9 protein-coding genes and 1 pseudogene are annotated in these 22,268 nt (G+C 71.5%); 5 read left to right on the top strand and 5 right to left on the bottom strand.

Features of this window, described 5'->3' with window-relative positions; genetic code table 11:
• Positions 1 to 3: 3 nt before the first annotated feature.
• On the bottom strand, positions 4 to 3,498 hold the full coding sequence (gene dnaE / locus ACZ4M8_RS13305; protein ID WP_467606398.1) for a DNA polymerase III subunit alpha: 3,495 nt from the start codon (positions 3,496 to 3,498) through the stop codon (positions 4 to 6).
• A gap of 377 nt (positions 3,499 to 3,875) precedes the next feature.
• On the opposite strand from dnaE, the pseudogene ACZ4M8_RS13300 reads away from it, so the two are divergent.
• Positions 3,876 to 4,046 (top strand): annotated as a pseudogene (locus tag ACZ4M8_RS13300) (peptidase E); the annotation flags it as partial.
• Positions 4,047 to 4,268: 222 nt separating this feature from the next.
• On the opposite strand, the gene ACZ4M8_RS13295 reads toward ACZ4M8_RS13300, so the two are convergent.
• The 4 genes from ACZ4M8_RS13295 to ACZ4M8_RS13280 form a co-directional block, all read right to left on the bottom strand.
• Positions 4,269 to 6,467: a xanthine dehydrogenase family protein molybdopterin-binding subunit gene (locus ACZ4M8_RS13295; protein ID WP_467606396.1), complete on the bottom strand. Its 2,199-nt coding sequence runs from the start codon at positions 6,465 to 6,467 to the stop codon at positions 4,269 to 4,271.
• Positions 6,464 to 7,444, bottom strand: coding sequence for an FAD binding domain-containing protein (locus ACZ4M8_RS13290; protein WP_467606395.1), 981 nt, complete (start codon positions 7,442 to 7,444; stop codon positions 6,464 to 6,466). Before ACZ4M8_RS13290 ends, ACZ4M8_RS13295 begins: the two co-directional genes overlap by 4 nt.
• 12 nt (positions 7,445 to 7,456) lie before the next feature.
• Positions 7,457 to 8,119, bottom strand: a complete 663-nt coding sequence (locus ACZ4M8_RS13285; protein ID WP_467606392.1) for a (2Fe-2S)-binding protein — start codon at positions 8,117 to 8,119, stop codon at positions 7,457 to 7,459.
• 756 nt (positions 8,120 to 8,875) lie between these two features.
• Entirely contained in the window at positions 8,876 to 10,168 is a 1,293-nt protein-coding gene (locus tag ACZ4M8_RS13280; protein WP_467606391.1) for an Ig-like domain-containing protein, read from the bottom strand.
• A gap of 427 nt (positions 10,169 to 10,595) precedes the next feature.
• Here ACZ4M8_RS13280 and ACZ4M8_RS13275 point away from each other — a divergent pair, with 427 nt between their 5' ends.
• The 4 genes from ACZ4M8_RS13275 to ACZ4M8_RS13260 all read left to right on the top strand — a co-directional run bounded on the left by ACZ4M8_RS13275 (position 10,596) and on the right by ACZ4M8_RS13260 (position 22,251).
• Positions 10,596 to 11,927, top strand: a complete 1,332-nt coding sequence (locus ACZ4M8_RS13275) for a hypothetical protein (RefSeq protein ID WP_467606389.1) — start codon at positions 10,596 to 10,598, stop codon at positions 11,925 to 11,927.
• A gap of 232 nt (positions 11,928 to 12,159) precedes the next feature.
• A complete protein-coding gene (locus tag ACZ4M8_RS13270; RefSeq protein WP_467606388.1) occupies positions 12,160 to 16,275 on the top strand; it encodes a DUF6603 domain-containing protein in 4,116 nt (1,371 codons plus the stop codon).
• Positions 16,275 to 18,659, top strand: a complete 2,385-nt coding sequence (locus tag ACZ4M8_RS13265) for a hypothetical protein (RefSeq protein WP_467606386.1) — start codon at positions 16,275 to 16,277, stop codon at positions 18,657 to 18,659. The genes ACZ4M8_RS13270 and ACZ4M8_RS13265 overlap by 1 nt, the downstream gene beginning before the upstream one ends.
• Positions 18,652 to 22,251: a hypothetical protein gene (locus tag ACZ4M8_RS13260; RefSeq protein WP_467606385.1), complete on the top strand. Its 3,600-nt coding sequence runs from the start codon at positions 18,652 to 18,654 to the stop codon at positions 22,249 to 22,251. The genes ACZ4M8_RS13265 and ACZ4M8_RS13260 overlap by 8 nt, the downstream gene beginning before the upstream one ends.
• The last annotated feature ends 17 nt before the right edge of the window (positions 22,252 to 22,268 follow it).

Genomic DNA, 22,268 nt, shown 5'->3' with positions numbered 1-22,268 from the left:
CGCTCACCCCGCGCTTCCGGGACTCGCATGGTGGAAGATCCTCCCGTCGAGGGCGGTCAGGGCTGCCGAGGTGGCCGGCGTGCCGGGCGGCTTCAGGTCGGCCCCGGGTGCCTGGGCGCCGCCGGGCGGCCGGGGGACGGTCCGGCGCGGCGTCGTCCTGCGTGCGGTGGGCGCGGAGGGGGGCTCCCCTGCTCGAAGAGTCCGGGGAAGGGTGAGGCGGTCGGCGACGGCGGCGGGGCCGCCCTCGCGGTGCAGGTCGATCAGCTCGGCCAGATCCCAGGCGGCCGTGCCGGTGATGCTGACGGCGCGCGGTGGCCGCCGGGTCAGGGTGCCGCGTACGAGCAGCAGGGTGCTGTGGAAGACCGTATGGGCGCAGCGGGCGTGGCTGTCTTCGAAGAACGCCAGGTCGGACAGGCCGGTGGGGTCGTCGAGGGTGGCGAAGATGATGCGCTTGCCGGTGCGGATCGGCGGGGTCTGGGTGGCGACCTTGACGCCCGCGACGAGCACGGTGGCGCCGTGCCGGAGCCGTGGCAGATCGGCGGCGGGGGTCGCGCCGATGTCGGCGAGCAGGGCCCGGTGTTCGTCCAGGACGTGGCGGGAGACGTCCATGCCGAGGACGTCCAGTTCGGCGGCGAGTTGCTCGGAGCCGTCCATGGCGGCGAGGCCGGTGGGCGGGTCCGGTGTGTCGTCCGAGGCGGGGCCGGTGTCGCCGTTCTCCATGAGGAGCTGGCCGGCGGTGGCGCCGTGGCCGCGGGTGGAGCGGTGCAGTTCGGTGATCTTCAGCAGGAGGTCGCGGCGCGGGCCGAAGGCGTCCATCGCCCCGACGCGTGCGAGGCGTTCGGCGAGCGGGCGGCTGGGGCGGGCGCGTTGCCAGAAGTCCTCCGGGGAGGCGTAGGGCTGCCCGGAGGTGATGCGGTCGCTCTCGGCTTCGGTGATGCCGCGGACCTGCGACAGGCCGATCCGTACACCCCATTTACCGGACACCAGTTCGAGTGTGTGTGCGGCCCGGGAGGCGTTGATGTCGGGCAGCAGCAGCGGAACTCCGTGCCGGCGGGCGTCGGCGACGAGGACGCGCTTGTGGTACATCCCCGGATCGTGGGTGAGGAGTCCGGACAGGAGGGCCGCCATGCGGTGGGCCTTGAGCCAGCTCGACTGGTAGGCGGGGTGCGCGAAGGCCGCGGCGTGGGCCTTGGCGAAGCCGAAGCTGCCGAACCCCTCCAGGACGTCCCACACCTCCCGGACGGTCCGGGCCGGGTAGCCGCGCCGGCGGGCCCGGTCGGCGAACCAGGCCCGGACCCGGCCCCGCCGCTCGGGGACGGACAGGGCGCGGCGCGCCTCGTCGGCCATGCCTCCGTCGCAGCCGGTCATCGTCGCCATGATCGCGATGACCTGCTCGTGGTAGACGACCTGCCCCTCGGTCTCGGCGAGGATCGGCTTCAGGTCCGGGTGCGGGCAGCGGACCGGTCGGCGGCGGTCGCGGGCCTGGAGCAGCGGGGTCACCATGTCGGCGGCCACCGGCCCCGGCCGGAACAGGCTGATGTCCAGCGCCAGGTCGCCGAAGGAGCGCGGCCGCAGGTTCCGGACGAGTTCGCGTTGGCCGGGGCTCTCCAGCTGGAAGGTGCCGAGGGTGTCTCCGGAGGAGATCAGGTCGTAGGTGGCGGGGTCGTCCGGCGGCACCTGCGCGGCGTCGTCCAGGTCGAGGCGTTCGCCGGTGACCCGTTCGATCTCGGCGACCGCATGCGCGAGCGCCGACTGCATCCGCACGCCGATGATGTCGATCTTCGGGTGCCCGGTGTCCTCGATGTCCTCCTTGTCGAACTGGGACATCGCGATGTCCTCCACCGTGGTCGGCGCCACCGGGGTGCGCTCCAGCAGTCCGGCGTCGGAGACGAGCAGGCCGCAGGGGTGCATGGCCGCCTCGTGCGGCAGCCCGTCGAGGGCCTCGACCAGTTCCCACAGCCGTCCGTGGTCCTCGGCGGCCACCGCGCGCAGCTCCGGCAGCTCCGCCAGCGCGGACCGTACGTCCTTGGCCCGGATGTGCCCGAACGCCTTCGCCAGGCGCGCCGCCTCGTCGGGGGCCGTGCCGCGGGCGCGGGCGACGTCTTCGATCGCGCCGCGGGCGCGGTAGGTCTTGTACACCGCGAGCGTCGCCACCCGGCCGGCGCCGAACCGCTCCCGCACCGCCCGGTAGACCTCCAGCCGCCGGTCCGCTTCCACGTCCAGGTCGATGTCGGGCAGCGTCGAGCGGCGGGCGGACAGGAAGCGTTCCATCAGCAGACCGTGCGCGACCGGGTCGATGGGGCTGATCCCCAGCAGGTGCGTGACGAGCGCGCCCACGCCCGAGCCGCGGGCGGCGACCCGGATGCCGAGGCGCCGGGCCTGTGCCGCCACCTCGGCCACGGTCAGGAAGTACCCGGCGAAACCGTGCCCCCCGATGATCCGCAGCTCATCCTCCAGCCGGTCCCAGCGCCGCGCCTGCCGGTGGTAGCCGCGGCTCAGCATGCCCGCCGCACACCGGTCCGCGAGGGCCCGGTCGGCCGACTCCGCCGTCGCACCCACCAGAGCGGGCTCGGGCAGGTTCAGGCGCCCGAGCCCGAACGCCTCCCCCGGATCGACCTCACAGGCGGCCGCGGTCTCCTCGGTCGCCGCCAGCAGCCGCCGCGCGTCCGCGCTCCGGCCGCCCGCCGCCTCGGCGATCCGGGCGGCGATCCGCTCCATCTCCCCGGCATCCTTCAGCCACCGCTGCCCGCCGTCCAGCCGGGACGCGTCCCGGACATCGACCGGTACGAGGAGCCGGGCGGAGTCCAGGATGTCGGCGACCTCGCCCTGACCGGGGTCGGCGTAGCGCACGGCGTTGCTCAGTACGGCCGTCACCTGCTGCTCGGCGGCGAAGCCCGCCAGCCGCGCGGCCAGGCGCAGCGACCCGGGCCCGGTGCCGGTCCTGCCGTGCCACGACACCTCCAGCCGCAGCGCCCCGCCGAACCGCTCGCGCCACGGGGCGAGCAGCGCGGCGGCCCGGTCGGGGCGCCCCGCGGCCAGCGCCCGCCCCACCTCGGAGTCCGCCCCCAGGAGGACGAACATCTCCTCGCCGGAGCAGGTCAGGTCCTCCCGGGCCAACCCCTCGCCCGACGCCGCCGAAGCCGTCACCAGGCGGCACAGCTCCCGCCAGCCACGCGCGCTGCGGGCCAGGAACACCGCGCGGGAGGGAGCCTCCGTCACGAAGGCGCCGCCCCTGGCGGGGGTCCGCCGGTGCCCGGCCGGGCCGGCCGCCGGCGGCGGGAGACTGCCGGGCACCGCGAGGTCCGCGCCGAACAGCGGCCGGATCCCGGCCCGCGCGCACGCCTTGGCGAAGCGCACCACGCCCGCGAGCGAGTCCCGGTCGGTCAGCGCCAGCGCATCGAGCCCCCGCTCGGCGGCCCGCTCGGCCAGAACGTGCGGGTGGCTGGCCCCGTAACGCAGTGAGTAGCCGCTCGCTGCACGGAGATGCGTGAACGACATGTGCGCACCTCCTAGTCCCTTGAGCCCCCTTCGCCTCATTCGCGCAGTTCTTCCCTGGAATCACCCTAACCCAATATTCGCACATCCGTTCGGTAAGCGGGTGGGGAGTCCCTCAGCGCCGCCTCGCCGGCCGCCGCGAAGAACGCGCCTCGGAGCCGGTACCGGACGCCCCGGCACGGATCCGGGCGCCGCCACGGCGGGGCCGCATCGGCAGCCCCGCGAGTTGCGGAGGTACCGCACACGGGCCGCGTGTCCGGGGTGGGCTCTCCGCCCGGCCCAGCGCCGACGACGTCCCCGGTGGGCGGGGGCCGTGCGGCCCGCCCCGGGTCCGCGGTCGGTGCGTTGCATGGGCCCACCAGGCATGATGGGGTCGCCCGATGGAATTTCCGCTGGCATCGGCCGGGCTGCGTAACGAGACCCTGCGGGATGCCCTGCGGGACATGCTGGGAAAGCCGTTCCGGTCGGCGAACATCGTGTACGTTCCCACGGCGTCCATGGCCGAGCCCGGGGACCACGGATGGCTTCTCTCGGACATGCACCGGCTGCATATCGACGACGACACAGCCCTTCGCGTCAGCGACGGCAAGGTGGACGTCCTGTCGGAAGGCCGGTGGCGCTTCCATCCGTGAGCGGCCCCCGGACCGGGCGGGGGACACGGCTTCCGGCACGCGTCACGCGAGGGACGGCCGCGAAGGCGCCGGGACGGCGGCTCGGGTCCGGCAGGCGGCGTGGGGCCGTGCGCCTGCCGGACGTCGTGCCGTGCGTCGGGGCTACAGGAGGGCTTCGGCGGTGATGGGCAATCGGCGTACGCGGCGGCCGGTGGCGTTGTACACGGCGTTGGCGATGGCGGGTGCGACGCCGACGTGGACGACCTCGCCGATTCCTTTGACGCCGAGCGGGTCGGCCTCACGGTCCTCGCCGTCGAGGTAGACGGCCCGGATGTCGGGGACGTCGGCGTTGACGGGCACGAGGTAGTCGGCCAGGTTCGCGTTCACGATCCGGCCGTCGCGGTGGTCGGTGACCGTGTGTTCCAGCAGGGCGGTGCCGATGCCGCCGGTGATGCCGCCGATCGCCTGGCTCCTGGCGAGTTCGGGGTTGATGATGCGGCCCGCGTCGTACACGCCGAGCATGCGCCGCACGCGCACCAGGCCGAGGGCCGCGTCGACGGCGACTTCGGCGAAGGTGGCGTTGTAGGCGTAGAAGGAGTACCGCTCCTTGGCCGCGGGGCCGGCGTAGGAGCCCTCTGCCGCCAGGTGGGAGCGCCCGTTGCGGGACAGCAGGCTCCGGTACGTCTCGCCCCGCGCCGGGTTGTCCTTGATGTGCAGTCGCCCGCCCCGTACGACGACGTCCTCGGGCTCCGCGCCGTACAGCGGGGACCGGCGGTCCGCGACGGCCAGACGGACGGCCTGGCGGCGGACCTGGTCGCAGCCGTCGAGGACGGCGGAGCCGACGCTCGCCATGGTCATGGAGCCGCCGTGCGGCGGGGCCGGCGGGAGCAGGGAGTCGCCGAGACGGAAGGTGACGGCGCGCATCGTCAGGCCGAGGGCGTCGGCGGCGACCTGGGTCTGGGAGGTGTAGGTGCCCGGTCCCATGTCGATGGTGGCGGCCTCGACCACCGCGGTGCCGTCGGCGTTCAGACGGACGCCTGCCTGGGCGGCCCTGCGGGCGGTGTCGTAGACCCCGGCGGCCATGCCCATGCCGATCAGCCAGTCGCCCTCGCGGCGCGAGCGCGGCTCGGCCCGGCGCCGGTCCCAGCCGAACGCGCGGGCGCCGGTGGTGCAGCACTCGCGCAGCCGCCGGGTGGAGAACGGCAGGTTCTTCGACTCGTCCTCGGACGGCTCGTTGCGGCGGCGCAGCTCGATCGGGTCGATGCCGAGCTCGGCGGCGAGTTCGTCCATGGCCGACTCGATGACGAACGAGGCGGAGGCGAAACCGGGGCCGCGCATGTAGAGCGGGGTGTTCACATCCAGCGGCACCGTCCGGTACGCCTGGCTGACGTTCGGCGTGCTGTAGAGCATCTGCCCGGGGCGGAGGACCGACTCGGTGAACGTCTCGTAGGAGGACGTCTCGCCGTCCATCTCGTGGGCCATCGCCGTCAGACGCCCCCGCCGGTCGCTGCCCAGCTTCAGCCGGTACGTGTACGAGGGGCGGAAGCCGGTGCCGAAGAACTGCTGCCGGCGCTTCAGGACCAGCTTGACCGGCCGCCGCGTCTCCCGTGCGGCGAGGGCGGCGACGACCGTGTGCGGCCAGCAGCGCAGTCCGCTGCCGAAGCCGCCGCCGACGTACGGTGAGATCACCCGCACGGCGTCGGCGGAGAGGCCGAAGACGGCGGCCAGTTCGGCCCGCGTGCCGGTCACCCACTGCGTCTTGTCCCACACGGTCAGGTTGTCGCCGCTCCAACGGGCGATGGTGGCGTGCGGCTCCATCGCGTTGTGGTGGTTGCGCGCCAGGTGATAGGTCGCGTCGATCCGTACGGGCGCCGAGCGCAGGGCCGCCGCCGCGTCACCACGCGCGTACTCCGTCGGCGTGCCCGGCTTCGCCTTCGACAGATCGGTGGACGGCTGCTGTGCGTCGTAGGCGACCTCGACCAGGCTCGCGCCGTGCTGCGCGGCCTCCAAGGTGGTGGCGACGACGACGGCGACGGGCTGACCGTGGAAGAGGATCTCGTCGTCCTGGAAGACCCGCAGTCTGCGCCCGCCCGGCGGGTTGTTCGACGCGGGGTTGTCCTTGTAGGGGAGTTCCGGTGCGTTGCCGTGATGGATCACCCGCAGCACACCCGGCTGGGCCAGGGCCGCATCGGTGTCGAGGGAGGTGATGCGGCCACGGCCGATGCTCGCGTCGACGATGACCGCGTGGACGACGCCCTCGACGGCGTGCTCGGCGGCGTAAGCGGCTCTGCCGGTGACCTTGAGCCGGCCCTCCACGCGGGAGAGCGGGGCGCCGACGGCTGCCTGCGGCTGGGGGCTCACTTCGTACCTCCTACGACGCGCAACTGACGTTCGACGGACCGCTTCAGCAAGTCGGTCTTGAACCGGTTGTGGGCCAGCGGGCGGGCTCCGTCCGCCGCCTTCGCGCCGGCCGCGGCCCACAGGGACGCGGAGGGACGTTCGCCGATCAGATGCCGCTCGACGGCGGGCAGTTTCCACGGGACGGTGCCCACGCCCCCGGCTGCGACCTTGGCCGCGCGGATCACTCCGCCGCGCACCTGGAGGGCGACGGCCACCGAGGTCAGGGCGAACTCGTAGGACTGCCGGTCACGGACCTTCAGGTATCCGGAAGCGAGCGGGCGGGGCAGGGCCGGGATCTCCACCGCCGTGATCAGTTCACCTTCGCGCAGCGCCTGTTCCCTGTGCGGGGTGGAGCCGGGGCGCAGCAGGAAGTCGGCGAACGGGATCTGCCGCGGCCCGTCGCCGCCCAGCACATGGACCTGGGCTTCCAGGGCGGCGAACGCCACCGCGACGTCGGAGGGGTGGGTGGCCACGCAGGCGTCCGACGCGCCCAGGATGGCGTGGGAGCGGTTGTAGCCCTCCCGGGCGGCGCAGCCGGAACCCGGCTCGCGCTTGTTGCAGGCGGCGCTCACGTCCCGGAAGTAGGTGCAGCGGGTGCGCTGCATGATGTTCCCCCCGATGGTGGCCATGTTCCGCAGCTGCGCCGACGCGCTCAGCTCCAGCGCCTGGGAGATGACGGGGAACAGGGTGCGCACCTCGGGGTGGGCGGCCGCCTCGGACATGGTCACCAGGGCGCCGATGCGCAGACCGCCGCGTCCGGTGGCGGTGACCTCGTCCAGCGGCAGGCCGCTGATGTCGACGACCGTCCCGGGCCGCTCAACGGTCTCGCGCATCAGGTCGACCAGGGTGGTGCCCCCGGCGATGTAGCGGCCGCCGCGCCGTCCGGCGGCCAGGGCCTCACGGGTGCCGGCGGCGCGGAGGTAGGTGAAGGGGTGCATGGGCGGCGGTCCTCACTTCTTCCCGGCGGTCTGCTGAACGGCTTTCACGATCTTGGGGTAGCAGCCGCAGCGGCAGATGTTGCCGCTCATCCACTCGGCGATCTCCTCCCGTGAGCCGGTGTGGCCCTCCTTGATGCAGGCGACGCCGGAGAGGATCTGGCCCGGGGTGCAGTAGCCGCACTGGAAGGCGTCCTGGTCGATGAACGCCTGCTGCAAGGGGTGGAGCCGGTCGCCGTCGGCCAGGCCCTCGACCGTGGTGACCTCGGCGCCCTCCAGCCGGACCGCGAGGGTGAGGCAGGCGTTCTGCCGGCGTCCGTCGACCAGGACGGTGCAGGCGCCGCAGGCACCGGCGTCGCAGCCCTTCTTCGAGCCGGTCAGGCCCAGGTGCTCGCGCAGCAGATCCAGCAGAGAGGTGCGGTTGTCGACCGTGACCGTGTGGCGGGTGCCGTTGACCGTCACGGTGAGGCGGGTGGCCGGCGCCGGGGGAACGGTCGCCGCTTCGGCCTCGGACAGCGGGCCGGTGCCGAGGACACCGCCGGCGACGACGGCGGCCCCGACGGCCGTACCGGTGGCGAGGAAGGTCCGCCGGGTCGGCGCGGTACGCGGCTTCGCGGCTAACTCCTCGGCGACGGGTTCTTGCGGGGCGGGTTCTTGCGGGACGGGTTCGGTGAGCATGTGGGGAGACCTTCGCGTCGTGGACAGGGTCAACAGCACAGCGGTGGCGCCCGCGCGGGAGGGCATGGCCCGACGGCCCCCTGGCGTCCAGGAGGCTCACGCGGGTTCATTGGTACCAGAACGGGTTCCTGGAGGGGGACGGATACCGGGCGGCGCATCCGGCGTCGGCGGGCGGAGCGATACCGGTGGGACGTAGCCGGCGCCGTCATCGCACAGCAGCCGCCACGGACGCGGCCTCGGCGATCTCACCGGCGGTGCCGGGCCGGTCGAGGGCCCGGTCCGCTCCGGCCTGTCCGCGGTCGAGTTCTCCGCCGCCGGCCACGGCGCCGGCCGTCGGGGCTGATCGTGCCGGGACGGACGGCGTTGATCCGGACACCGCGGAAGCCGCGTTCGAGGCAGCGTTGTTGGCCGCGCCGCCGGTCACTCCGTGCCTGGTGGGGTGACCGGCGGCGCGGCCCGCAGCCGGCGCGGAGCCGTCGCCGCCCGGCCGTCCCGACCGCCGTCGCGCCCCTTTCACCTGGTCATGCGTAGGTGGCCCCGTGGGGCTGGGAGAGGTGCTCACGGGCGGAGGGAACGACGCAAGGTTGGCCGAATCCCGTTGGGTGACAAGGGCTTGTGGTGAAGCCGGTCCGTGGCCCGGGGAGTTGGAGTCGGCTTCCACCGCACCGATGGCCTCGTCACGCCGCCCGGCCTCCGGTTCCGGCCGGCTCCTCCCGGAGCAGGTGGTCGTCCGGGCAGCGCGGTGGGAGACGTCGGCTACTTGCCGCTCCAGTCCTCGGCGTACAGCCCGTAGAGCTTCTTGTAGGCGTCGCTCTCGGTCGGATACATCACCTGGACCTGGACGGACAGGCTCTGGCCCTTGGGCACGATGTAGGTGCCCTTCGCGGGTGAGCCGAGTTGCACCCGGCCGTTGGTGCCGTCCTCGATGATCATGCCCCAGAAGCTCTGGACGAACGACGGGTACAGCAGGCATCCGGCGGGCAGTTGCTCGAACCCGAGGCGCCATCGCTTCACATCGGTCTTGTCGGCCGTCATCGTGATCTTGTAGGAGTAGACGTACTTCCCGTACTCCTGCCAGGGGCCTCTGGTGAACTCGTATCCGACGGTCAGGTTCTTCTTCTCGACCGTGAAGCCGCGCTTGGCCTCGTCCGACTTCTCCTGTGTGCCGCTCTTGACCGCGACGGCGGTGACCGTGTGCGCACCCACCGTCCAGCCGTCCGCGGGGGTGAAGCTCCACTTGTTGTCGGTGACCGAAGGAGAGGGGGACAGGGCGGTGCCGTTGTCCTTGAGGTCGACCTTGTCGGCGTTGAAGGCGATGCCTTCGACGGGGGTGCGGGCACCGGCCTTCTTGCCTTCGCCCGGGTGGAGGATCTCCACGGTCGGCTTCGGCTGGGTGACGTAGAAAGTGCGGTAGGCCCTACCGGAGTCGATCTTGTCGCGGACGGCGACCGCTTCGATCTGCTGTCTGCCGAGTGACCAGTCCTCGGTCGGCGTGTAGCTCCATTTCCCGTCCTTGACCGGGGGCTGTGCGAAGGGGGTCTGCGCCTTGAGCTTGAAGAGCTTGACCGTCTGCACCGTGGTGTCAGCGGTGCCGCTGATGGGTTGCTTGCGGTTGGAGACCTGCTGGTCGTCCTTGGGGTCGGTGATCACGGGCGGGGGGACGGGCTTGGGCGCGGCGAGGGCGGACTGGGCCTGGTCGTTCCAGGTGCCGTCGGGGCTGCCCTTGAGGGGGCACTTGGTCAGGTCCGGGATGTCCTTGCCCGCGTCGACCGGTAGCTTCTCGCCCTGCTGGTCGATCTTGTTGAAGAGGACGTTCCCCTTGGTGGTGTTGTTGACGACAGCGCTCACGCCGTCACCGCTGTGGTCGAACCCGTAGTCGCTGAAGTTGTTCGCCGTGGCGCCCTCGGGAATGACGAGGATCGCCGTGCGGGAGCCGGAGGTGTTGAACTGGACGTCGGCGTACAGGCAGAAAGAGCCGCTGGGGCACGCGTCTTTCCCCTTGCCGTCCTTGGTGTACGGGCGGGGGGTCTGATTCGCTGCTTCGGGCATGGCGGATTCCTCTCCGATCGGGAAATCTGGGCCGCCTGAGAACGGTGCCGCACGGGATCAGCAGCACATGATCAAGTACTGCCCTTCACCGCATGACGGTCTTCTCCCCCATCCGGGCACTGTGGTCGTATTCACGCGCAGTGGCCGGTCCTGAACCCGGGTTGCGGGAGGGAAAAGGCTCACCTTTCGGCGTGGTTACGCGGGGGCGTGCCACTGGCCGTAGGCACTCACTCTTCCGGGGTTTTCGGTGGACCTGTCAGGTGACGTGCAGTGCGCGGTCCCCGCCCTGCGCCAGCAGCGGCCGTAGCGTGGGGAAGAAGTGGCATCATGCCGCTTCTTCCACCGGCCTTGATGCTGTCAGGGAGCCGATTTCCTCCATGCCTTACGGGGGCTGGACAGGCCCGGATCACACAGGAATGGGAATGCCGTGCCGCCGTTCAATCTCACACTTCCCGCCAATCGCCCCAGAGCCATCACCCCGAGGACGCCCCCGCCGCTCCCGCCGGCTGCGGGTATCCCGAACTGGCCGCCGCAGCAGAACCCGCCGCCGATGGGGCGCCACCACATCATTCCCTGGAGCAAGTTCAAATTCTTCTGGGATTGGGCTGTCGCGAACAGCAAAAGCCTCACGGACGACCTCGTGGGTGTCCTCGTCGCCAACCTGCCCCAGTACCTGCCGAACCTGACCTGGACCCCGCAGCAAGGGCAGGAGCACAACTTCCGGGCGCTTGCCACTGCTTGGCCTACTTATTACCACGACCCCACCGCGACCAGTCCCCCGCATTTCGATCATCTCGTTGAGCTCCTCTGCTGGCTGCCTGCCAACATCTTCCTCGGGCCCGTACCCGACGCGAGGAGGGATGATCCAGGCGATGGGTTCGAGTACGGCAGCCGGTGGACGGTCATCGCCCCTCCGCTGAGTGCGCAGGAATTCCAGGTCCGCCGTCAGGCGTTCATCATCATCGATCTTTTCGGTGCACCTCTTACGGCCCCTTTGACCGCAGCTGATGCGCTGAAAGGAATGCTGGTGGTGCAGCAGACGGCCGCCGGGCGGCATGCCTGCTGGCCGTGGACACCGAATGCATGGATTTACTACCCTGCTCCGCCACCGCCGTCCGGCGCGCAGATCGACACCCAGCTCCCGATGCCCACGGTATGGCAAGCGGGGCCGGAAACCGGCCCCGCGGACGAGGCAGAGACCGATGACGACCAGCCGATGAGGGAAATCACCATCGGCGGAACGAAAATCACGCTCGCCGTCGTCGACCGCGCCGAAGAGGAACGGAGGTTCAGCGAAAGGGGGACCGCACAAGGCATTCCGCTCCGCGCGATCGTCGACTGGGTGAAGGGGTTCGGCGGAGATTTCCCGGACGACCTGTCGGGCGTGGAGATTTCCGAACTGGTCGTTGAAGTGACGACCGGTCCTGGCCGGCAACACGTGAAACTGATCGTGGCTCCCACGCTCGAACTGAGCGGAACGAAAGTGCGGTCGGTCCTCCAGTTCACCTGCACGAGGCTGAAGAGAGAGGGCGGACCGGTCCACGGTTTTTCGTTGAACACGTTGGTCGGCTTTCCTCTCGGCGGTCAGGGGGCCGAGATGTGGCTCGACGGCCACCTCGCGAAAGACACGAAGAATCAGTGGTCCCTGTCCTTGTCATGGGGGACCGAGGACAGCGGCGTACCGGCACTCCCCGTTGTCACAGGAGACGGAACCGGCGCGAGCCCGACCGGAACGGATCACCTTTCCCCATGGGCATGAAGGTGTGTGGTGTGTGGCCGTATCCGGCCGACGACCGGCGAAGCGCCGGTGAGACCTGTCTGTATCGCCGGACCGTCCGCTCCCTGACGTCGGCGCCCGCGTCCGCCGTCCCCGCACACAGGCCAGGACGGTCCACATCGAGCGGGTGGTGTGAGGACCGGCGTGCGCGGGGCGCCGGCTTGTCCGCCGCCTTGTTGCTGCTGATCGCGTGGGAACACGAGGAGCGATGACGTTGAGTGCCGTAACTCCGGACGGTTCGCAGGAGCCCATCACCGATGGTCTCGACGGCGATCCGCTGGCTCTGTTCAACGCCTTCGGGATCGACGGCCCGCCGGTGCTCCGGGACATCACGGTCGAGTTCTTGAAGGTCGTCTTCTCCTTCGGGAACAAGGAGTTCCGTCTGAAGGCTGCGGGGTCGCTCCCGCTGGGCGGTGGCGCCACGGCCCGGTTGAGTATTTCTGTCGGCCTGGCCCGGCGGACTCCGCCTCCCGGGTATATCCAAACCTATACGGGCACGTTGACGCTCCGTGTGCCGCAGAGCCCGGGGACCTACCGGGAATTGGTCTTCGGCATCGGCAAGGCGGAGCACGCGGAGTTCACCGCGACCTGGAGTGACACCGAAGGCGTATCGCTGGCGGATCTGGCCCGACTGCTCGGCGCGGAGGACGAGGTCCTGGCCGACCTGGGCGCCCTGGGCACGGTGACGACGGCGACCCTCGCGTATTCCTCGGTCCGGAAGTCGTTCGTGCTGGCCGCAGCGGGCAGGGACGGGGCCGGGTCGCTGATGGCGGTGTCCGCGCGCCGGAAGAACAGCGGCGAGCGGGACTGGGCGGTTCGGGTCAGCCTCGGGCTGAACGCCTCGTTGTCCGGTGTGCCGCTGCTGAAGGGGAAGATCCCCGAAGGGCTGGACACCGGTGTGCGGGGCCTCGGCGTCCTGATCGGGTCGAAGGGACTGACCGCGGAGCGTACGGCGGTGCTGAACCAGGCGCTGGCCGCCGCGGACGCCTCGCTGCCCCTGTTGCCGGCGGAAGGTGTGCCCGCCGGGGTGGGTTTTTCGGTGGAGGTGCTGCTGCCGGGGCAGAAGGCCCCGACGTCGGTGACGGTCCGGGCCGCGCGCAGACCCGCGCAGCGCGGCGGCACACCCGCGCAGGACCTGGCCGCGGAGCAGAGCCGCGCACCGCTCGTGGCGTGGCTGTCCGTGGAGCGGGAGGTCGGGCCGCTGCGGCTGAGCCGGGTCGGGGTGGCGTACGCCGGCGGCACGGTGTGGGTGCTGTTCGAGGCGTCGCTGGGTATGGCCGGCCTGCTCCTGGCCGTGGACGGCCTGGGTGTGGGGGTCTCACCGAGCGACCCGGCGAACGTGCGGTTCCGCCTGGACGGGCTCGGTGTGGGCTACGGCCGTCCCCCGTTGGTCATCAAGGGCGCGCTGATCAACCGGCCGGACCCGGCGTTCGATGTGCTGATCCTGGGTGCCTTGGTCGTCGCGATGCAGCGCTACGGGCTGACGGCGCTGGCGGGCTACGCCAAGGACCAGGAGCTGCCGGAGCCGTCGATGTTCGTCTTCGGCAAGCTGGGCGGGAAGTTCGGCGCCCCGCCGGTGGCGATCAGCGCGATCATGGCCGGGTTCGGCTACCACACCACGGTGCGGGTGCCGGAGGGCGACCGGGTGGTGGAGTTCCCCTTCCTCAAGGACCTCGGAGAGGAGCCGGATTCCGACCCGCTGGTGGTCCTCAAAGCTCTGATGAGCGGGAAGGACGCGTGGGTGCGGCCCGCCACGGGACAGCTCTGGTTCGCCGCGGGCCTGGGCTGCACCCTGTTCGAGTTCCTCGACTGCCAGGTGCTGGTGATCCTCGAAGTGGGCCGCGACTTCGCCCTGGCGGTCCTGGGCACCGCGGACGCGCAGTTCCCCCGCAGCCCGGTGCCGGGGATGAAGCCGTACGCCAGGGCCCGGTTGGGGCTGTCCGCGCGGTACCGGGCCAGTGAGGGTGTCGTCAAGATCAGCGCGGCCCTCGCACCGGGCTCCTACCTGCTGGACGAGGCGTGCGTGCTCACCGGCGGCTTCGCGTTCTCCCTGTGGACGGCGGGCGGCAACGCCGGTGACTTCGTCCTCACCCTCGGCGGCTACCACCCCCGCTACGTGCCCGCCCCGCACTATCCGCAGGTCCAACGGCTGGGGCTGGTGTGGCCGGTCACCACCGGATTGACGATCGACGGCGGTGTCTACTTCGCTCTGACCCCGGGCGCCATCATGGCCGGCGGCCGTCTCGCGGTGAACTACCGCTCCGGCAGCCTGCACGCCTGGCTGACCGCGTACGCGGACCTGCTGATCGAATGGGCCCCCTTCCGGTTCGACGTCGGCATCGGCATCAGCATCGGCGTGTGCTTCACCCTCAACCTGTGGCTGGTACGCACCACGATCCGGGTCGAGGTGGGGGCGACACTTCAGCTCTCCGGGCCGCCGACGTCCGGCACGGTCACCGTGCACCTGTCCTTCGTCCGCTTCACCCTCGCCATCGGCGCCCGGAACCGTCCCCCGGACGACAAGCCGGTGGCCTGGGACGAGGTCATCGCCCAACTGCCCGCCAAGGCCCACGTGGTGCGTCTGCTGGCGATCGACGGGCTCGTCCCGCAGAATCCCGAGCCGGTGCGGCCGGACGCCGCGGACACGCAGACGTGGCTGGTCGGCCCCGACACCTTCTCCTTCGCCCTGCGCACCGCCGTCCCCGTCACCACCTTGCGCCTGCTCGGCGCGGACCACACGGAACGGGTGATCGACGGCCGGCCGGTCCATGTGCGCCCACGACGAGCACACGGCAAGGATCTGGCCTCCGCACTCGTCCTCGCCCTCACCGACGCCCACGGCAACCGCCTCGACCTCGGCTCCTGGGTGCCCCCGCAGCAGCCGGGAGAACGGCCCGGCGAGAGAAGCAACCTCCCGGCCGCCCTGTGGGCCCCCTACGGAGGCAGACTCGGTGTGGACAGCCCCCAGTGGGCCGAGGACCAGCTCATCGGGGCCGACCTGCGCCGCCCCCCGCCGCAACCGGGCAGCACGCCGGGGCAGATCAAGGCCGGAACACTCACCCACGACGATCTTTCCCCGGACGGACAGCTGCCCTTCGCGCCCCAGGTCCCGCAGGAGACCGGCGCGCCGCCCGGAGCGGGCACACCGCAGGAGACGGTCCCCGACCTGACCGGCGCTGCGGTGGTCTGGGCCCGTGACCGGCTGTTCTCCGCCATGGAGTACCTGAACGTCAGCCCCCGTACCAACGAGCGGTTGCACCCCGACGACCGGCTGGTGGCCGGCGACGTCACCGTCCCGCACCGCCCGGTCGGCCCCCCGGATCCGACGCCCGGCGGGCCTCGCCTGTACGCGGTCAGCCCGGGAAGCATCACACCGGTGGACATGTGCAGCCTCAGGGCGTTCACCCCCTCGTCCACAGGACAACAGCAGCCATTTCTCCAGGCCGGCAAGGACGGGACGCGGGCGTGTGTCCCGGAACTCCCCTACGGCTCCCGGCTGCAGGTTCTGGACATCAAGGCCAACCCGCCGGGCCCTGTCGTCCCCTTGTTCAAGGGGAACGAGAGGCCCTGGATCACACAGAAGCCGCTGGCTTCGGCGCTCTTCTCCGACGGTGTACGCGTGGGCATGGTCTTCGAGCAGTCCGACCAGCTCATCGTCCTCCACCTCGAAAACCACACCTCGCCGTTGACATGGGTGGGCCTCGGCGGATTCCACCCAGGAGGCATCGCCGCCTCGCTGCGCAGCTCACGGCTGTACGTGAGCACGCTCGTCCCCTCGCAGTACGGCAACGTCCAGGTGTTCGACACCGGCAACCTGGGGGCCAAGGCGACATGGCGATACGCGGGGCCCGACCCGACCGTGCTGGCCGCGGACCCGAAGGGCCGATGGCTCTACGCCCTCAACAACGGGCACAGCACGGTGACCGCGGACGCCCTGCACCCGGCCAAGGAGGCATGCACCGTGCGTACGGGGACGGACCCCGTCGCCCTGGCCCCCACGCCCGACGGGAAGCTGCTGCTCGTGGCCAACTCCGCGCCCGGCACCGTCTCCGTGTGCGAAGTGACCGACGACAGGGTGCGGGAGTCCGCCGACCCGGTGTGGGTGGGGCCCTCCCCCGTGGCGTTGGCCGTCTCCCCGGACAGCAAGCGGCTGTTCGTCGCCCGGCGGAACGTGAAGAACCTGGCGGTGGTGGACCTCGCCGCCCGCCCCCCGGCCCTGCTGCCCCGCACCGTCCCGCTCGACGACGTACCCATGTCCCTGGCCGTCACCGCACCCCCCACGGCACCGACGGTGACACCGGCCGCTGATGACGCCCCCGGGAGGGTGTGATGATCCACCCCGAATACGCCGAGACCCCGAACGAGGATCTGAACGTCCAGTTCGTCGACGACCTGGTGCCCACCCTCTCCGCGGGGACCTACACCCTCACCGCCCACCAGTCGGTGACCGGCACGGACGTCGGCCCGTTCAACGCATACCTGCCCGGCCAGGGCGCTCCGGTCGAGCAGCGGGTGGAGGTGCGGGCTCCCCGGTACACCATCGAGCCCGAGTGGGTGCACGGCGCCTACCCGCCGGACGGGGAGACCGGCTTCTACGGCCGGGTTCTGCCGCACGTCACCCTCACCCGCCCCACCTTGCCCTGGGAGCGTGAGGATGCCGAGTTCCGGAGGGCGGACAACGGTCGGCTGCCGTGGGTGGCACTGCTGGTCTTCGGGGAGAAGGAACTCGAAGGCGACCCGGAGTGCATGGGAGTGACGGAACAGCATCGCGTCACTGCGGATCGGGCCGTCGGTGAGGACGGTGTGGCCGTCCCTTTCAACCCCCGGGCGCCCGTCCCTGAGGACGAACAGGGCCGGCTCTACCGCGCGATCACCGTCACCCGCGACCAGTTCCGCACACTGGCGCCCACCAAGCGGGAGCTTGCCTATCTGACGCATCTGCGCCTGGTCAAGGAGGAGCACCAGCAGGTCACCGTGGACCACGACCTGATCAAGGTCGGTGACTACGCGGTCGTGATGGGCAACCGGATCCCCCGGGCGGCCGGAGGCCGGTACGTCGCCCACCTGGTGTCGTTGGAGGGCCGGATCGAGGACCTCCCCGACGACACCGATGCCCCGCGGGCCCGGCAGGACCAGAACGGCGGGGAGAAACTGCGCCTGGTCTCGCTGTACCGCTGGACCTTCGAGACCCTGCCCGGCCTCTCACCCGGCTTCGCCGCCCTGACCCGCAACTTCGTCGACCAGCAGGGGCCCGGCGGCAGAGGCCTGTTGCTGCGCGTACCGCGGGGCGCGCAGGCGGTGGCCGGGCCCGAACAGCACGAGGTCGTTCAACGGCTCGCTGCCGGATATCTCCCGGTGTCCTTCCGTACCGAGGAGGGCCGGCTGACCTTCGCCTGGTACCGCGGCCCGTTCGTCCCCGCCCCGCCCGAGCGGCCCCCCGGCTCCGGCGAGGAGCGTCCGGTGCCGCTGCGGCGGTGCGCGGCCGAGGCGGTCCTCCACCTGCCGCGGTACGGCATCCTCGACGTGAGCCTGGCCGCCGCCTTCACCGCCGGCCGCTCCTTGGCCATGGCCGACCGGGAGCTGTGCGCCGCGCTGCTGCGCCTGCGCGGCAAACTCCGTCCCCAGCTCGCCCGCGCGCTCGAAGAGGAAGCCGACCGCCCGGACGGGCAGGGCCGGTGGGAGGGCGGTGCCCGCCGACGTCTTGAGGAGTGGGTCACCGGCCGTGCCCCGGCCACCGGCCCGGAGTGGGCGGCGCTCGCGTCGGCGACCCCCCTGCCCGACCCGGCCGTCCCGCCGGCGGCCGCCGGTCTGACGGTCGAGCGCCTTCGCGACGACCCCGGACTGCTCGACCGGCTGCGCCACGCCTCGGCCCCGCTGACCGGTGCGACGGGCGACGGGTCGTCGCGTCTTCCCACACCCGACGATGATCTGCTGGCCGTCCGCCGGTGGCTCGCCGACCGCAGGTACCTGGCCGGCGTTCCCTTCGGCCACCTGGTGCCCGACGCGCGGATGCTTCCCGCTGAGAGCCTGCGGTTCTTCCACGTCGATCCGGCCTGGACCAGGGCCCTGGCCGAGGGGGCGCTGAGCGTGGGCCTGGCGCACCGCTTCGACCACGCGGCCAACGAGGTCGTCTTCGGCACGGACCCGGCCCTGACCGCTCCCGGCACCGCGCTGACCGGCGTACTCATCCGCTCCCGCCTGGCCGCCGCCTGGCCCGCGCTGGAGGTGCGCCCCTACGCCGAGGCCCAGGGCGCGGACGGGGAGAAGACGCTGCCCGTGGTGCGCCGCGAGCACCTGGCCGACGACGTCCTCCTCGTCGTGATCGAAGGGGTACCGGGCCGGGTCGAACTGGCCGAACCTCAGCAGGGTGTGCACTTCGGCATCGACGAATACGTCCGACCGTCCCGCGACCGCGACCACTCCCCGATCAGCAGGGGTGTCATCCGCCTGCGGTCCCTGGACCCGCTCGATCTCGGACGGGACACCGGAGTGCAGTTCCCGGAAGGCGGCGGGCTGGACCGCTACCGCCGTCCTCGGGGCGAGAACGTCATGAAGATCGCCGCACTCGCCGATGACCTCGCAGAAGTGCTGGGCAAGGACGAGCTGACCGTGAGCGAGTTCGCCATCCAGATGATGAACAACGCCCAGCGCCGCACCTTCCGCACCGACGCACCGTTCACCGCGCCCGCGCAGAAAGACGAGCACGATGACTGAGCCCACCGCCGCGAACACGCTGATCGTCCCGGTGCAACTGGACGCCCTGGTCGTCGATCGGAGCGTCCGCAAACAAGGATTCCGCCGCTGGCAGAGCAACTTCAACCTCCTGCGCTACAACCTCTCCCCGGAACCACGGCCGTTCGAGAGCGAGGACGCCTGGAACGGCGACGACGCGTACCGCAAGCACGACGGCGTCTACGTGCGCTGGTCCGTGCCCGAGGCCCTCCGCCACGGCGCCTCCCGCACCGCGGACGGCCCCCCGCAGTTCCCGCTGGTACCCAACCGCTGGCTGGTCGTCCGTCACGTCAAGAACTCGCGTGAGCACACGACCGGATGGATCGTCGAGAGCGACTTCCTCGACCCGACCGCGGGCACCTCCCGCTTCATCCATCCCGTGAGGCCAGGAGTCACCGACCCCGAGCGGACGCCCTACCGCTCCACGATCATCGTCACCCGGATCGGCTGCCGCAGCGACATCGGCGAGCGGGGAGAGGCGTGGACGGAACCGGCTACGACCGAGCCGCGCCGCAGGGAGCTGTTCCTGACCGCGGTCGGGCCGGGTCTGGTCACCTTCCACGCCTTCCAGCCCTACCACCACCACGTCTTCAGCCTCCACGACACCCTCACGGGGGTCGACAAGACCGGCATCGACTACCAGGTCCTCGGCTGGCATTCCGACGCCGGGCAGGAAGAACTCACCCGCCTGCTGAAGGAACCCGGTGCGACCGTGGACAGCGTGCTGACCGACCTGAGGTGGACGGTCACGGACCGGCCGGAGAACTGGCGGCCGGCGTCCACCCTCTGCTGCGGCCGGATCAAGGGCGTCGACTGGGACCCGGGCAGGCACCGGCCCCCCGCCTCGAACCGCCCCACGGACCTCACGCAGGTCAAGGTCGCGGTCGGCAGCAGCACGGACGAGGCCAACGCCGCCCTGCACAGCCTGCCGGTCCCCGACGGCCTCGCCGGACCCGGCAGCCTTGAGGCGGGGCTGCTGCACGCCTTGGGAAAGGGACTGGTCGACACCCTCGACGAGCCCGACGGACCGATCACCGCCTCCCAGGAGACGCACCGCAGCTGGTTCGGGAAACTCCCCGGCGGCCACGTATGGCGCATCGTCAACACCGCCGAAGCGGGCAACACCAGCGGCCGGGAGGAATCCGTCACCTGGTCCGGCGTCGCCCGGCAACACGAGCGGATGCTGGCCACCCTCAACACCGACCAAGCCGCCTACGACAAGGCCGCACGGACCCTCGCCGCGCTGCAATGGCGCCTGTACGCGCTGTGGTGGATGCACGGCCTGCCCCGCATCCCCCCGCAGTACCAGCGCGAACGACTACGGGCGGAGATCGACCCGGCCAACCCCGACGGCCTGGCCGCCGAAGTGGCCCGCCGCCTCGAAGAACTCGACGGGCTCCGCAAGAAGATCCCGCACGACTCCGGCGAGGACCTCCAGGAGTCCATCGCCGCATATCTCGCAGAGCGGCCCCTGCCCGACCACCACGAGCTGCGCCGTGAGGCGTTGCCACCGTTCTGGCAGTCCACCGATCCCGCCGTGGTGATCTCCGGTGCCAACAGCGGCAAACCCCACCCGCCGCTGGACGGCACCGGCCCCCTGCACTGCCGTATGCCCACTCAACTCACCGGCGGCATCACCCCCGAGACCCCGCTCCCGAAGGAGTTCGAGCACCTCAAGCTCACAAGCTCCACCGGGCTGCCCCCGCTCGTGGCCCCGCTGCTCGCCGAGTTCCTCCACGTCCTCGGCCACCCCCGGGGCGGCGTCCCGGCCGGGGTCCGCCCCGCAGCCTGGCATCAGCCGTGGAAGCCGCTGCTGTTCCAGTGGAAGGTCGCCCACAAAAAAATCGGCTACGGAACCCTCACCGAGCCGAACTGGGAATTCGACGGCACACGCTACCGGCTGGCCCGCGAAAGATCCGTGGACGCGGGCCAGGTGACGGGGCGCCGTTTCCTCATCCCCCTGCCCCCGTACACCACCGCCGCCCAGCTCACCCGACTCGCGGGCGACTACGACGGCCCCCTCGCCGACGCCTTCGCCACCGCGGCCGGAAAGGCCGAGGAGGACGACCTCCTCTCCCAGGAACTGGACGGGCTCACCGACTCCTTCGCCAACCGGGACGCCGGCCCCAACCTCGCCCCGCCCGGCACCATCGGCCGTCTCGTCGGCGACGCATGCGGCCACCTGCCCAACCCCGGCCCCCTGCCCAAACCCTTCGGCAACGCATGGCAGCCCTCGGGCTTCACCCAGATCCGCGGCGGACACATCAGCTTCCTCAACCTCTGCGTCGTCGACGAGTTCGGCCAGGCTTTCGACATCTACCTCTCCAACAACACCAACGAACCGATCGTCGCCCCGAGCCTCACCCAGAAGGGCACCACCACCCTCACGGAGCGGGCCCAACTCGCCCCGCGCCTGCTGCAACCCGCCCGCCTGAACCTCGCGTTCGTCAACGAGCACAACGACCACCACCTCGTCGACCTCACCGCCGGGACCACCCCCGTCTGCGCCTGGATCATCCCCAGCTACGTCGACCGGTCCCTGCTGTGCTACGCCCCCACCGGCGCGCCCCTCGGCGAGCTCGCCCTCAGACGCAGGAGCGGCACCGGCCTCGTCGTGAGCTGGAACGCGCTGCCGCACTCCGGCACCCACACCCTTGAACAGCTGCGCACCCGCAGACCGCACCTGTACCGGTTCGCCACGGCCCTGTCCGCACGCGGCGCCGGCGCGTTCATGGACCTGCTGTCGACCACCGACCGGGCCCTGACCGGCATCGACCCGGGCAACCCCTACGGCGACGACGTCCTCGGCACGCTCCTGGGCCGCCCCATGGCCCTGGTCCGCTCCCGTCTCGGCTTCGAACTCGACGGGCCGCCCCTCAGCGACCCCGGATGGCAGTACGCCCTCGACTGGCGCAGCCTCACCGCGCCCGTCACCGAGCCCATCCCTCCGGAGCGCGAGCACCTCGGGTACCGCTGGCCCGTCCGGCTCGGCAACGCCGGACAACGCGGCGACGGGCTCATCGGCTACTTCCACGGCGACGACTACACCACCTTCTACGCCACCACCGCACCGGACACCCCCCGGCCCACCGGCTACGTCGAGACGATCGGCAAGGACAACTGGCCCCGGCTGCCCGCCGACTCCCTCACCCGGGCGCATCTGACCCTCCTGCTCGACCCCCAGGCCGCCGTCCACGCCACCACCGATCTGCTTCCGGTCACCACCCTGCGGCTCCCCACCCGCTTCACCCGCACCGCCATGGCCGCGATGGCCGTCTCCCTGCGCCTGAGCCCGGTCCTGGCGGCCCAACGCGCCATTCCCGCGACCACACCTCCCGGGCAACCGGGTCCGCGGTTCACCACCGCGCTCGCCGTCGCCCACCCCACCACCCCGCGCGGCACCTGGAACTGGTCCGAACTCGTCCTGCCGCAGCCGGACGGCAGCGACCCGGCCACCCCCGTCTGGAGCGATCTGCCTCTCGTCGAACCGGACCAGAACGCCCGCCTCGACGAGGACGACCCCACGGTGCGCACCGGGTACCTCCGCCTCACCGGCGGTTTCGGCACCCTTTGAACGCGCCCGACCTGCGA

The sequence above is a fragment of the Streptomyces sp. NPDC027185 genome (assembly GCF_055567035.1).
Note: the sequence above shows the minus strand (reverse complement) of the source record. Positions and strands in the feature narration are given on the sequence as shown.